The 14,754-nt window shown below is 45.0% G+C and carries 12 protein-coding genes; 2 read left to right on the plus strand and 10 right to left on the minus strand.

Features of this window, described 5'->3' with window-relative positions; genetic code table 11:
- Positions 1–22 precede the first annotated feature (22 nt).
- The 6 genes from pstB to MHB71_RS15470 all read right to left on the minus strand — a co-directional run bounded on the left by pstB (position 23) and on the right by MHB71_RS15470 (position 6,723).
- Positions 23–778 carry a phosphate ABC transporter ATP-binding protein PstB gene (gene pstB, locus MHB71_RS15445; RefSeq protein WP_036609821.1) on the minus strand — a complete coding sequence of 252 codons (756 nt, stop codon included), beginning with the start codon at positions 776–778 and terminating at the stop codon, positions 23–25.
- Between the two features lie 226 nt (positions 779–1,004).
- The gene (locus tag MHB71_RS15450) at positions 1,005–2,186 is read right to left on the minus strand and encodes a methyl-accepting chemotaxis protein (protein ID WP_340030105.1); all 1,182 of its coding nucleotides are present in this window, start codon (positions 2,184–2,186) and stop codon (positions 1,005–1,007) included.
- A gap of 152 nt (positions 2,187–2,338) precedes the next feature.
- The gene (locus tag MHB71_RS15455) at positions 2,339–3,067 is read right to left on the minus strand and encodes a response regulator transcription factor (RefSeq protein WP_091032528.1); all 729 of its coding nucleotides are present in this window, start codon (positions 3,065–3,067) and stop codon (positions 2,339–2,341) included.
- Positions 3,068–3,346: 279 nt separating this feature from the next.
- Entirely contained in the window at positions 3,347–5,167 is a 1,821-nt protein-coding gene (locus MHB71_RS15460) for an ATP-binding protein (RefSeq protein WP_036609824.1), read from the minus strand.
- 43 nt (positions 5,168–5,210) lie between these two features.
- Positions 5,211–5,558 carry a cupin domain-containing protein gene (locus MHB71_RS15465; RefSeq protein WP_338708294.1) on the minus strand — a complete coding sequence of 116 codons (348 nt, stop codon included), beginning with the start codon at positions 5,556–5,558 and terminating at the stop codon, positions 5,211–5,213.
- 292 nt (positions 5,559–5,850) lie between these two features.
- Positions 5,851–6,723, minus strand: coding sequence for an SDR family oxidoreductase (locus MHB71_RS15470; RefSeq protein WP_340030107.1), 873 nt, complete (start codon positions 6,721–6,723; stop codon positions 5,851–5,853).
- 389 nt (positions 6,724–7,112) lie between these two features.
- On the opposite strand from MHB71_RS15470, the gene MHB71_RS15475 reads away from it, so the two are divergent.
- The gene (locus MHB71_RS15475; protein ID WP_340030108.1) at positions 7,113–8,672 is read left to right on the plus strand and encodes a histidine kinase N-terminal 7TM domain-containing protein; all 1,560 of its coding nucleotides are present in this window, start codon (positions 7,113–7,115) and stop codon (positions 8,670–8,672) included.
- 267 nt (positions 8,673–8,939) lie between these two features.
- Here the strand turns inward: MHB71_RS15475 and MHB71_RS15480 are convergent, their stop codons facing one another.
- The 4 genes from MHB71_RS15480 to citZ all read right to left on the minus strand — a co-directional run bounded on the left by MHB71_RS15480 (position 8,940) and on the right by citZ (position 13,010).
- Positions 8,940–9,359: a hypothetical protein gene (locus MHB71_RS15480; protein ID WP_036610969.1), complete on the minus strand. Its 420-nt coding sequence runs from the start codon at positions 9,357–9,359 to the stop codon at positions 8,940–8,942.
- Positions 9,360–9,500: 141 nt separating this feature from the next.
- A complete protein-coding gene (gene mdh, locus MHB71_RS15485; RefSeq protein WP_036609827.1) occupies positions 9,501–10,442 on the minus strand; it encodes a malate dehydrogenase in 942 nt (313 codons plus the stop codon).
- A 15-nt stretch (positions 10,443–10,457) separates the two neighbouring features.
- A complete protein-coding gene (gene icd / locus MHB71_RS15490) occupies positions 10,458–11,750 on the minus strand; it encodes an NADP-dependent isocitrate dehydrogenase (RefSeq protein ID WP_036609828.1) in 1,293 nt (430 codons plus the stop codon).
- A gap of 147 nt (positions 11,751–11,897) precedes the next feature.
- A complete protein-coding gene (gene citZ, locus MHB71_RS15495) occupies positions 11,898–13,010 on the minus strand; it encodes a citrate synthase (RefSeq protein ID WP_340030109.1) in 1,113 nt (370 codons plus the stop codon).
- A gap of 530 nt (positions 13,011–13,540) precedes the next feature.
- Between citZ and ytvI the strand changes: the two genes are divergently transcribed.
- Positions 13,541–14,659, plus strand: a complete 1,119-nt coding sequence (ytvI, locus tag MHB71_RS15500) for a sporulation integral membrane protein YtvI (RefSeq protein WP_036609832.1) — start codon at positions 13,541–13,543, stop codon at positions 14,657–14,659.
- The last annotated feature ends 95 nt before the right edge of the window (positions 14,660–14,754 follow it).

Genomic DNA, 14,754 nt, shown 5'->3' on the forward strand with positions numbered 1-14,754 from the left:
GGATCATTCCAATTCAGCTCGCTTAACCGAACCTTCCAGATATATAATCCTCGGTCCGGGAATCTTGCGGTGTGGAGAATAACGTCTCCGTATCAGCTGCCTCCACCACTTCACCATTCAGGAAAAATACCGTGCGTCCAGATACCCGTGCCGCTTGGTGCATATTGTGGGTAACCATAACGATCGTGTACTTGTGATGCAATTCTTTCACCAGTTCCTCAATCTTCAATGTGGAGATCGGGTCGAGTGCAGACGTTGCTTCATCCATCAGCAGAACGTCAGGCTGTACAGCCAGCGCCCGTGCAATACAGAGACGCTGTTGTTGTCCCCCAGACAAACTAAGTGCCGACTTTTTCAATACATCCTTCACTTCATCCCATAGGGCAGCATGGACAAGACTTTGTTCCACCAACTGATCCAGTTCAGCCTTTTGGGTTACCCCGTGCAAGCGCGGTCCATAAGCCACGTTATCGTATATGGATTTTGGAAAAGGGTTCGGTTGTTGAAACACCATGCCAACTCGTTTGCGCAGTGTCTCCACTTCAATCTCATTACTGTAAATGTCAGAGCCATTCAGCATAACCTGTCCTTCCACACGAACACCCGGAATCATGTCATTCATCCGGTTTAACGTGCGAAGCAATGTCGATTTACCACAACCTGACGGCCCGATGAACGCAGTAACGGTTTTTTCCGGCAGATCCATCGATATATTTTTAAGCGCGTGATGCGTATCATAATATAAATTAAGATTTTCAATGTGAATGAGGTCCTTCATGGATGTTCACTTCTCCTTCGCTGCAGGGACACGGAAACTCCCTTTACATTGAGACCGATACTGATAATCTTTCATCGCTGCTCGGCCATCTTTAATATCCTACCCTTTCATTGTAAAAACAGTATCACTTTCATGTTAACGGAATGTAAAAAAGACATCCTTAACCTTCATGATCTGCTTGATGGATCAATCTGTTGCTGATGCCTGCCTTATTGACTACTTTATATTACTCACTATTCGTAACCATCTCATCCAGCTTCGTACGAATGTGCTCTGCGACTTCTCCAGCTTTCCCGCCTTCCATGGCGATCTCCTCTGCTATACGAGACAAATCTCTCACCGCACTGTTCAGTTGTCGGAACGTTGCTCCCCCTGCGGTGACATGCACCGAACTGTCGTCAATCTCCGCTCCGCTTGCCTTAACCAGTTCAACAGTCTGAAGGGTCAATCCACCAATATTCTCTAACAATGAAGACATGTTCCCCGCAACCTCACGGGTCTGTTTTGCGAGCGCTCGAATCTCGCCTGCAACAATCTGAAAACCTCGTCCATATTCACCGGCATGAGCTGCTTCGATGGAAGCATTCAGGGCGAGGAGACCACTCTGATCTGCCAGGGAGCGAATGGATTGTGCCATCCCTGAGCCTGTTTTGATCGAATTCAGCATGTGATCCGCATGTTGTCCTTGACTCTCCATATGCTGATGTACCCGGTTATAGGAAGCATCAACGTGTTTCAAACTCTCTTCGCCCTGCTTGGACAATGCCATGATCTCACGGGCCTCATGAACGGTCTGATTCGCTGCATTCACCAGCTTGGTGACCGCATTGTTGATTCTGGATATCTCCTGTCTGCTCTCGGTTACTGTACGTATGCGCTCTTCCGTAACAGCCTGTTGCAATCTGCGAGATAGCGACATTACGTCCCGCATGGTCAACACACCAAGCAGTCTGCCTTGGTCCGTAACCAACAGACAATCGTAGAAATGCTGTTCATTCCGTCCAAGTGCGATATCAATAATCGTTGCGGCTTCCATATGAATATCTGCAATAACGGGAGATGTATTCACTACTTGTATGACCGGCTTACGGTAGAATAGATCTGCGGCAAAACGGCCATTTAACATCCGATATAACGTCTCTCGCATTAACAATCCAGTAGGTTTCATCTGCTCATCACACAATACAATACATGGGTGCTCCTGATCCTGATTCATCATCGTCGCTGCTTCTCCACAGGTGGTATGGACTCCGGCGACAGGTACTTGACGGTAATAGTCATGCAAATGGATCACAGATTCTTCAGCAACTAGTGCTACTTCAGTTTGCTCCATTATGAGTGTAGTTAATTCTTCATTATGTAAAACAACATGAGGCTGGTCAGGTTTCACTTCGAGCAACATGGGCATAAATGCGCAATCTCCTTTACGTAATACCTCCGTCTTGAGGTGGGTTGTGTAGGTACAAAGTATCACTCAGATAAGTCCATGCTACTCCCTCTACGTAAAGAAAAATCTTCCTTTATGTTAAATGAACGTAAAATAAAACTCCCCGATCATTGCTAACTTGAATGATGGGGAGTTTTTCTTTTGACAACCAATTTATAACCTACACCACGAATCGAATCAATGTGAACCGATTCCGGGTCCAGCTCCAGCTTTTTACGTAATGAACTGACGTGAACATCCACGGTTCGTTGACCTCCAATATAATCGAAGCCCCACACAGCGTTCATCAGATCATCCCTTGTCAGTACCACACCCGGCTTTTTGGCCAAATATAGAAGTACTTCGAACTCTTTCGGACGCAGACTGATGGATTGTCCACCCAGTGTCACTTCATATTTCAAAGGATAAATCTCCAGCTCTCCCAGAATAATTCGTGAGCCATCCTTGTCCTCAAGCTGTGGTAAATCTTCACCATTGGAATAACGTCTTAATACCGCATCCACTCGGGCTAATAACTCAGATACACCAAACGGTTTGGTAATATAATCATCGGCACCTGATTTCAGTCCCTGTACAACCTCGGCTTCACCGTTCTTGGCCGTCAGAATGATAACCGGTGTACTGACACCCTGTATTCTTAACTTGTTCAGAATGTCCAGACCATTCATGCCCGGAAGCATCAGATCCAGCAAAATGAGATCAAATTCCTGGGACAAGGCCCGATCATATCCTGCAGATCCGTGATCCTCTGCTGTAACGTCGTAACCTTCCTGTGTCAGGTTATACGTGAGTAATCTTGATAATGTAGGTTCATCTTCAATAACTAGTAAACGCTGTGCCATGATACCCCTTCTCTCTTCATAGGTTGTCTGTTGCCACAACACTTTTTCTATCATAGCACTAATTTGTTAACGCGGTGTAAAACAATACACACTTTTTACATTTTGATAGGGCGTGTCTGAAAATTCTGAAGGAAGCAGATTTTTCCGAATTTTCGTTCCAAGCCAGGAAGTTTTCCGCAGGCGTGCCGGGGCACGTCAAGGGAAAGTGACGCAGCAGGGGGCGAAAAGGCGGTAAAAGATGCACTTCAGCGAATTTTGAGACACGCCCTAACCAGACGCCTACATCTCTTCTTCCTGAATGAATGGAAGGATCACACGGAACGTTGTCCCCATGCCCAGTTCACTCTCTACAGACAATTTGCCATGATGCAATTCCACCAGATGTTTAACGATGGATAGTCCAAGGCCTGTGCCCCCTGAATTACGGGATCTGCCTTTATCAACACGATAGAACCGCTCGAAGATTCGCGGCAAATCTTTTTTCGGTATGCCAATTCCTGTATCTGACACCGCAAAGACAACTTCATCATCATTATCCATCGTCACCTGTAACTTCACTCGTCCACCATCGGGGGTATAGTTGATGCCGTTGGATAACAGATTGATGAAAATCTGCTTCATCTTGTCCTCATCCGCTTCAATGTACAGTTCCTCCGGAACATGCATTTCCAGACGAATTTGCTTTTTCTCCGCCACCTTGGACAAGGTGCCCAGCACCATTTCGAAGAAAGAGTGTACATGCACAGGTGAGCATTGCAACGGTGCGCGTTTCGATTCAATTTTGGATAACTCCAGAATATCCCCGATTAATCGGTTAAGTCGATCTCCTTCATCATAGATGATTTTCAGGAATGATCGCTCTGTCTCCTTATCCTGTACCCCGCCACTGAGCAACGTTTCGGCAAACCCTTTGACCGCAGCAACTGGTGTCTTGAGCTCATGAGAGACATTTGCAACAAACTCACTGCGCATGGACTCCAATCGGCGAATCGCCGTCACGTCCTGCAACAGGAACAACATGCCTCGATACCCACCATCATCTTCGGACATCGGTACTCCATCAATACGGATCAGTTTTTCCTCCGGGTTGAACACACTCACTTCTTCATGCATCCGTTCTTTCAGTGCAACACTCTCTTCAATGGTGCGAGTTAATTCGTAGTGTCTTTTCAATTCAGTATAAGGCTTACCCGTAACCTTTCCTGCTTGAATACCAAGCATACGCTCCGCTTCCCGATTGACCAGTGCAATAGATTGCCCTGCGTCGATCATGACAATACCTCCGGTCATGTTCGCGAGGACACTCTGTAACAACGCTTCATTGTCACGAATCGTCTTCAGTTGGGACTGCAAGCTGTCTGCCATTCCGTTTATGGCAAGCCCCAGCTGTCCGATCTCATCTCTACGCGTTACATCAACTCTGGCATCGTATTCCAGCTTGGTGATCCGATGGGCCACTTTTGTAATATGCTCAATCGGGGAGGTTAATCCACGTGCAACCCGATAACTGACAAACGCGACAATTAAGAACAATAGCCCAAGTGCAGCAAACATAATCATCCAACCACGCTGAAGCCCTTGATCCACAGCCTGTAGACTCATGGATAGACGAATGTAGCCATCAAATTTGCCGCTAGGTATTTCAATCATGTCACTTTGATCCGAATTCACAGGTAGTGCTACATACAGCATGTCTTGTCCCAATGTCTCACTGTAACGTATGGATTGCCCGTATCCATCTCCGACGGCACCCTTAATCTCCTCACGGTTCAAGTGATTATCCATGGATGCCGGATCACTCTCGGAATCTCCAATGACCATGCCGTCTTTATTGATGAAGGTTACCCGGGAATCCGTCAGACGATCCAGTTCCAACGCCCGATCTGAATAATACTTTCGTGTGGCTTCCGAGGTTGGATCACTTGCATCATGGAATGGAAAAGTTGCTTTGAGCAAATTAATTTCACGCACCATGGTTTGCTCCAATGCGGCTATATGCGTAGTCTTAAACACTCTGCCCATCGTATATCCAGCCACAATGACGGATACGCCGATCAGCACCATCATAATGATGGCAAGGCGAATTCGGAACGGTCTCATCTATCTCTTCCTTTATGATCAGATTAATATCTTATGAATTGCTCTACATTGAATCCAGTTCAATTCGGTCCCCACGGGTACCCGGATTGGAAATCACAAGAAACTCCACTTCTTCGTCGCTCCGATTCTTCATCTGATGCGGCATTCCGGGTGCAATCTCTATTCCTTCATGGGTTTCCAGCACAAACGTCTCTCCATTAAGTTCCATACATGCTTCACCGCTGAGGATGAAAAAAAACTGACGGCTTACCGAATGATAATGTCGTATTTCAGCCGTTCCTGCGGGCATTCGTTCATGAATAATGCTCAGTGTTTCATTTTGAACGAGATGCCAACCATCGCACTGTGCACCCCATATATAATGTGTTGCATTCTGTTTGCTCATTTTCATATGACTTGTCCCTCCGAGTATAATTGCTCGATCTATCATATCACAGATTAGGGGACTCCCAATCTTTTCAGTCAGTACTTTGCAATACGTTATCAACTGCAGTGAGACAAGGCTAATAATAAAATATCATAGTTGTATCAACAGAGATGCCGACTTTTGTAAACAGGTGCTATCCGCATCTTTGACATACATATTCACCTGGTATAAAAAAGACGCACCGCTCAGCCATGCTGAAAGCGATACGCCTCTCTATATAATCAATCCTATCCTGAATCTAAACGTTCTTAACGTATTATCCGTTCACCACTTCGCCACCATTCACATGCATCACCTGTCCGCTTACATACGAAGAGTCATCCGAAGCAAGGTATACGTAAGCGGGAGCCAGTTCATCCGGTTGTCCTGGCCGCTTCATTGGCTGCGTTGCGCCGAACTCACTTACTTTTTTCTCATCAAATGTGGATGGAATGAGTGGTGTCCAGATCGGCCCTGGTGCAACGGCATTGACACGAATTCCCTTCTCAATCACATTCATCGATAACGAACGAGTGAACGAAGTGATTGCTCCTTTGGTAGATGAATAGTCAAGCAGGGTCGGGCTTCCGCGATAGGCTGTGATAGAGGTTGTATTAATAATCGTGCTGCCCTTCTTCAGATGTGGCAGGGCTGCCTGTGTCACATAGAACATGCCAAAGATATTGGTACGGAATGTACGCTCCAGCTGTTCTGGCGTAATATCCTCCAGATTCTGCTGTGGATGCTGTTCTGCTGCGTTATTCACGACAATGTCCAGTTTGCCCAGTTCATCTACTGTCTGCTTAACCGATTTCTTCGCAAAGGCATCATCACCAATGTCCCCTGCAATCAAGATACACTTGCGTCCTTCTTGTTCGACCTGACGTTTCGTTTCCTTGGCATCTTCGTGCTCGCTCAGGTATACAATGGCTACATCCGCGCCTTCCTTGGCATACGTAACAGCAACAGCACGTCCAATTCCGCTGTCACCCCCTGTAATAAGGGCCACCTTACCCGTCAGTTTACCTGCTGCCTTGTATTCAGGCTTCTCAAATTCCGGTCTGGGATGCATCTCCGATTCAATACCGGGGCGTTGATCCTGATGCTGTGCTGGCATTGTTTTTTGATTTTGTTGTGTGTTGGTTGACATCTAACATTCTCCTCTCAAAATGTGAACATGATTGGATTACAGAAGACATGGACCCTAACTGTATACTTCCTTGTCTTTCGTTCTCTGAAAAAGTCTCATTCTGTAGGATGGCATGAACAGTTCAGATTATTCTTCTGCGATGAACAGCAACTTAAGCCTCAGCGTGCTGTCTATAATCGTTATTTACCACTCTCTTTAGATATCAAACAACCAATTTGCTTCAATGCCTGTTTGGCCAAAATTCGAAATTTATTCGAAATTAGACTGTTTCATGATACAAAGTGTATTCCTATGCTGCTTGGGCTGATGTACAATGTACAGTATACTGATGTGCTTTAACTCTCATCTTTATTGGTTTAATCATTCTAACCTAACATGGAGACCTGACAATGGAATCGCATATTAATTCATATATAACACTCGTCGCTACTTCAGCCGTGCTGAATGTCTTTTTGTGTTTATATACCTATTTCAGAAGATCCGAGATTCCAAGTTCCAAAATATTCATTCTCTACACAGCAGCACTCTCCATATATACTTTTGGTTATGCGATTGAGCTGACCAGCAACACGCTGGAGCAGATGATGTTTTGGACCACCGTGGAGTATATAGGCATGCCCTTCTCCGCATCTCTTGGCCTCATGTTGATGATAAAGTACACTGGAAAAACGTTATCCAAAAAGGTAACTGCCGCGCTGTTTGTAATCCCTTCCATTACACTAGGTATGGTTGCAACCAATGACTTTCATCATCTATTTTATAAAAAAGTATGGCTAAGAGAAGATAGTCCCGTCCCTCTGATGGATATCGCAGTGGGTCAATGGTATGTTGTACATGGTGCATTCACCTTCTCCTGTCTGTTATGTGCCTGCCTTATTCTGATTGGACAATGGAGACACACCAAGAAGATGTATCGTCGTCAATTACTTACTCTCATTACTTCACAGATTATTCCTATGGTCGCAGCTTTTCTGTATTTGCTTGGTTTGACCCCCGGCGGGATGGACCCCGTACCCGTACTCATGTGTATCACATCTGCCATGTATATCTGGGCGATTCTATCCTCACGTCTACTGACCATCGTACCCATCGCCAAAGACAGTATTTTCGAGAGTATGCGTGAAGGTGTAATTGTACTGGATAGTTTCAATCGACTGGTCGATTACAACAGATCTCTGCGTGACATGTTGCCAGAGCTTAATACAACCATGATTGGCCAACCCTTGGATGATATCTGGCTTAATCTTGCTGGAAAGACATTTCCCGTTGAATACGGAAGAGAAGGATTGCAAACCGATCTGTACTGGCAGTTAAACGGAGAGACCGTCTGTTATCAGGTCAGGACATCTTACGTGTATAACAAGGATGCACAGACTGTGGGCAGTCTAATTATGTTAATCGATATAACGGAACAACGCTTCTTGCAAGAACAGCTGAAACAACTGGCTTATTTCGATGGTTTGACCAAAATCTATAATCGCACTCAATTTTTGCATAGAGGACGGGAGATTTTGAGTGAAGCTCAGCTTAATCCGCAACCTGTTTCATTTATTTTATTTGATATTGATTACTTCAAACGTATCAACGATACGTACGGGCATGATGTTGGCGATCAGGCCATCATTCATGTGGTCTCTGTCTGTAATCGATATTTAAGCCCTGAGATGTTATTTGCCCGTTATGGAGGAGAAGAGTTTGTCATCGCTCTTCCGAATACCTCGCTTCAAGAAGCCGAGAAACTTGCCGAACAACTGAGAGTTGCCTTGTTGAATGACCCCCTGGATGTTAAGGGAGTGCCTATTACGCTCACCTCAAGCTTTGGTATTGCCCAGTACAATGGAGGGTCAGATTCGCTGGAGTCCTTGTTACGCGATGCTGATACTGCCTTGTACGAATCCAAGCGTAATGGTCGAAATGCAGTGCGGGCGTATACTGTGAGTACAACCTAATCAATGTAGATCGCGTCTGATGGAATATGCATGCTGTTATGTGTATGGTAGTGATTCCCTCTAGTTTCAGTTCAAATAAACCGAGGACTACTGATTTTATCTTGATAATAACAAAAAATAGACAGCCAATGAGGCTGTCTATTTTTTGTTTGTTCCAACGAAACACCATCTTACATCTCATCCCGCTTGTCCTAAGTACGTCTGCAAACGCTTAACCAACGACTAACAATACATCTTCGTAAGGTGGATTAACCGTCCGCAACGCATTTAGATCACCTGATTATTCACCATCAGGTACACCATGATTAGCAAGAATACAGCCAGAAGTGTACTGAACATACGGATCTTGCTTTGCTCAGGACCCACATCACGTTTGTTTTTCACACCTTCTGCAGCGAGTCGCAGCGGTTTACCCATGATTCCTCCAATAGCCGCAATAGCCAAGAGCAGAACAACAACGACAGCCATCCAGACATGAGAATACTCACCTTTGGTCATCAGGTAACCACCAGTAAGAAGTTGGATTACAAGTCCATACTGCGCGACTTTGTTCAAAGAACGAAGTGATGCAAAGGCTCCCTCTTGTGCTGCGGCATTCAAAGTACGGATTTTACCGACCACAAATGGCAGAATCAAATAGAATCCCATCGCCAGTGCTCCAACAATATGGAGCAAATACATAATCATTGTCAAAATTTTCATCCTCCTCAACATTTTCGGTGTGCTATACATCACATCCCATTATACTGGGGAACTTATCCAAAGAAAAGAAAACCTCCGGGTTTACCGGAGGTTTTCTTTTAGCTTCTGTTCAAAAAGTTTTCAAACTTACAGGTTTACTACCGAAATGACGTTGCGAACCGAATCAGCAGATTTATCCAATCCTGCTTTTTCTTCCGCTGTCAGGTCAAGTTCGAATATTTTCTCAATGCCATTACCACCCAAAATGGTTGGTACACCGAGGAACAGATCATTATAGCCATATTCACCTTCAAGATAAGCGATCACTGGAATGATACGTTTCTTGTCCTTCAAAATGGCTTCGGTCATCTGAACAAGTGAAGCCGCCGGTGCGTAATATGCACTGCCGTTACCGAGCAGATTCACAATCTCACCACCGCCAACACGTGTACGCTGAACGATGGATTCGATCCGGTCAGCCGGAATCAGCGTATCGATCGGAATGCCTCCCACGCTCGAATAACGAACGAGGGGCACCATATCGTCTCCGTGACCACCAAGAACGAATCCACGAACATCTTCAACAGATACGTTCAACTCTTGCGCAATGAAGGTACAATAACGTGCTGTATCCAGAACACCTGACTGACCGATAACACGGTTTTTAGGAAAACCAAGGGTCTGATAAGCTGCATAAGTCATCGCATCCACCGGGTTGCTTAGAATAATGACGATGGAATCAGGGCAATATTTTTTCACATTTTCACAAACGGACTTCACGATACCCGCATTCGTATTGACCAGATCGTCGCGGCTCATACCCGGTTTACGGGCGATACCAGCGGTGATGATTACAATCTCAGAACCTGCAGTATCTTCGTAGTTGGAAGTGCCGACGATATGACTGTCAAATCCTTGAACAGGACTTGCTTCCATCATATCGAGTGCTTTCCCCTTCGTCGGGTTCTCCAGTTGAGGAATATCAACCAGCACAACATCCCCGAGTTCTTTTTGGGCAAGCATTAATGCGGTCGTAGCACCGGTAAAACCGGCGCCGACTACTGTGATTTTTTTGCGCTGAATAGTCAAGATTCACATCTCCCCTTACAGGTTTTTAATGATTTGATCCGCGAATTCAGAACATTTCACTTCAGTAGCGCCGTCCATCAGACGTGCAAAGTCATACGTTACTGTTTTATTGTTAATGGATGTTTCCATACCTTTGTAGATCAGGTTAGCTGCTTCTTGCCATCCCAAGTGCTCAAGCAACATTACTCCGGACAGAATAACGGAACCAGGGTTCACGACATCTTTGTCCGCGTATTTAGGTGCAGTACCGTGAGTTGCTTCGAAGATAGCATGTCCTGTTACGTAGTTGATGTTCGCTCCAGGAGCGATACCAATTCCGCCAACTTGCGCTGCAAGTGCATCGGACAGATAGTCACCGTTCAGGTTCAATGTTGCGATAACATCAAATTCGCCTGGACGAGTCAATACTTGTTGCAGAGCGATATCGGCAATCGCATCTTTTACGATGATTTTACCAGCATCTTCAGCAGCTTTTTGTGCCGCATTCGCTGCATCTGTACCTTCGTTTTCTTTGATGATGTCGTATTGTGCCCATGTGAATACTTTGTCAGCAAACTCTTCTTCAGCCACTTCATATCCCCAGTTTTTGAAGGCACCTTCTGTGAATTTCATGATATTACCTTTGTGTACCAATGTAACCGTCTTACGGTTATGGTCAATTGCGTACTGCACTGCTGCACGTACCAGACGTTTCGAACCTTCGGAAGAAACTGGTTTGATACCAATACCGGAAGTCTCAGGGAAACGGATTTTGTTAGCACCCATCTCCTGTTGCAGGAACTGGATCACTTTTTTCACTTCTTCAGAACCTTCAGCATACTCGATTCCTGCATAGATATCTTCCGTGTTCTCACGGAAAATGACCATGTCTACCAACTCAGGACGTTTAACCGGAGAAGGTACACCGTCGAAATAACGAACAGGACGTAAGCATGTGTACAGGTCAAGCTCTTGACGCAGGGCTACGTTCAGGGAACGAATACCGCCACCAATTGGCGTAGTCAATGGTCCTTTGATCGCTACGATATACTCACGAATGGCTTCCAGTGTATCATTCGGCAACCACTCACCGTATGTATCGAATGCTTTTTGTCCAGCAAACACTTCATACCATGCGATTTTTTTGTTGCCATCATAAGCTTTTTCAACAGCTGCATCCAATACACGTTTGGAAGCTTTCCAGATATCACGGCCTGTACCGTCACCTTCGATAAATGGAATGATTGGATTACTAGGTACTTGAAGTGTACCGTTATCAATTTGGATTTTTTCGCCTTCAGTTGGGTGAGCAAATTTTTCTAATTTCATAGTTAAAATTCCTCCTAAGTTTCGTATATGCAGTATTCATCATACCACTAGTCTTGTTGAGAGAAGGGTCCTGAGAGCTTAAGCCAGTAAAGCCTCTGCTTTCCAACCCTTCACCTCGTCCATATTATTATACTGTTTTTGCGGCTATTAGCGAAGTTCAATAGAAACGTATTTCTGTTCTGTAGGGCCAGTGTACTCCGCACGTGGACGAATGATGCGATTGTCCGCAAGCTGTTCCAGAATATGCGCTGTCCATCCAGACACCCGGCTGATGGCAAAGATCGGAGTGAACAATTCCTGTTCGATCTCCAGTTGGGTATATACAGAAGCAGAATAGAAGTCTACGTTAGGCTTCAGTCCTTTTTGTCCTGTTACCAGTTCCTCGATCTTCACAGACATATCATACAAACGCGTATCATTGTTCATCTCGCCAAGTTCCTTGGACATCTTCTGTAGATGTTTGGCGCGTGGATCACCGTTTTTGTACACCCGATGTCCAAAACCCATGATTTTTTCACGATTATTCAGTTTTTCCTGAATTGCCGCTTCAAGACGATCTGGCGTACCGATCTCATTCAACATTTTCATAACGGCTTCATTAGCACCGCCATGCAGTGGTCCCTTCAGTGCGCCAATGGCGGAAGTTACACCGGAATAGATATCTGACAGCGTAGCAACCGTTACACGGGCTGCAAATGTCGAAGCGTTTAACTCGTGATCCGCATGCAGGACAAGGGCTTGATCCAATGCTTTCACTGCGGTCTCGGATGGTTGTTCCCCAGTCATCATATATAAAAAGTTCTCTGCGATGGAAGCGCCTTCTTTTGGAGCCACAGGTTCTTTGCCCTGACGGATACGGGCGATGGCTGCCACAATCGTTGGCAACTGTGCTTGCAACTTAACCGCTTTGTTCTCATTCGCTTCCGTTGTCATCTCATCTGCTTGCTCGTCGTACAGTGCAAGTGCAGAGACAGCGGAACGAAGTGCTGCCATGGTACTGACGTTTTTCGGATACAATTGGATTTGTGCAATCAACTCGCTCGGAATCGGCGCGTAATCGCTCAGGCTTTTACGAAGGGATTTCAGTTCATCCGTTGTTGGCAATTTACCAAACCACAACAAATAGGCAACTTCTTCAAAGCTGGCATGTTCAGCCAAATCGTCGATATCGTAACCACGGTATGTGAGCACACCGTCTACAATAGAACTGATCGAAGAGGTTGTCGCAACGATGCCTTCCAGACCTTTGGTAGCTGTCATATTACATCTCTCCTTTAATAAGCGAAATCAGGAACCATTCCAGAGTGTCATATAAGTGCCAAAATGCACCTATTCTCTTTTTGTAAACATTTTCATTTTAAAATTAACAAATATTTCAAACTAAGGTTTTCCTATCTGTCAATCGGTATTTACTTATAACATCATACTGGATTTTGTCGTTTATGTGAACATGATGAGAGTTCATTCGCACATCAAACTTCTTTATCGGTCCGATAAAGCATTTTTGAAAGCCTTTACAAAAACAAGGTTGACATTTAATGTTTTTTAACCAATCCTGTCGTATGAGAACTTTCTATTGCTATATTCTGTAATACTAAGGCATACTCTAGGCAAAAGAAAGAATCCCCATACATCTTGTTCAAAAGTCCACTCTTGAACAAGATCTGGTAACATCCCGGCGTTTCAAAACCTTGTAAATGCTCTATATTAATTAAGATAGCCATCTATTTTTAATACTGCTTCATGGATCATACATAGGTCGGCTTAATTGAAATAAGGAGAGTTGATGCTTGGATAGAATAATAATGAAACGCCTGCTCCGTGGCTTATGGGTTATCATTGCGGCCGTTCTGATCGCCGTTGCCATATACTTGTTGTTCCCGCTTTTGTACCCTTTTGCGATTGCTTGGATTATCGCCTATGCCATGAATCCTTTAGTGAAACTGCTTCAGCATCGAGCACGATTCCCGCGCTGGCTGGCTGTGACTCTTTCATTGATCCTTTATTTTGGAGCCATTGCGGTGGTGCTGTCTGCGGCGATTACCCGCATGGTAAAAGAAGTCATTTCACTTACGACAAGCTTTGATCTTCATGTTGATGAGATCAAGGACACGTTTGTGCGCTGGACCCAGAATGACACCATTCAAAGTTTGACTGCGCAGATCAATGAATTTTACAAGGAAAATCCCAACTACCAGGAAACCATCAACAGCAATATTAGTAAAACAACTGAAACGGTGGGTACAGCCGTCACAGATCTGGTCACCGGATTTTTCAACATGATTCTGAGTCTGCTGACTTCCCTGCCGAACATGGGCGCGGTATTAATCGTTGTTCTGTTGTCTACATTCTTCATTAGCAAAAGCTGGACCAGGCACAACATCACCGTATCGGGATGGGTACCCTCTTCCATTCGCAAGCCGATATCCGACATCTGGACCGACCTTAAGAAGGCACTGTTCGGATACGCAAGAGCACAATTGATCATGATCTCGATTACAGCACTATTCGTCATGATTGGACTGCTTATATTGCAAGTCAATTCAGCCTTCACCATCGCTCTGATGATTGGTTTGGTCGATCTGCTTCCTTATCTGGGTGTTGGCCTTATCATGGTGCCTTGGGCAGCGTACCTCTTTATGAATGGGGATCTGTATCTGGGTATTGGCATTAGTATTATCTATCTGATCTTATTGATCGCCCGTCAGATTATTGAACCGAAGGTACTTGCAAGCAGTGTAGGGCTCGACCCACTCGCCACGCTGGTTGGCATGTTTGTGGGTTTGAAGTTGTTTGGTGTTCTGGGCTTGATTATTGGCCCTGTCAGTCTCGTGATTCTCGATGCGTTCAATCGGGCTAACGTATTACGCGACCTCAGAACGTATATCATCAACGGACGTGTCCGATGAGGCATGACCTTATGAGCACGCAGGAAAAATAGAAAAAGGCTTCGTTCAACAGAAATCATCTGTTGAGCGGAGCCTTTTCCATTATGCAAAACAAC

Origin of the sequence: Paenibacillus sp. FSL H7-0940, assembly GCF_037979415.1 — a bacterium.
Taxonomy (GTDB): Bacteria; Bacillota; Bacilli; order Paenibacillales; family Paenibacillaceae; genus Paenibacillus; species Paenibacillus amylolyticus.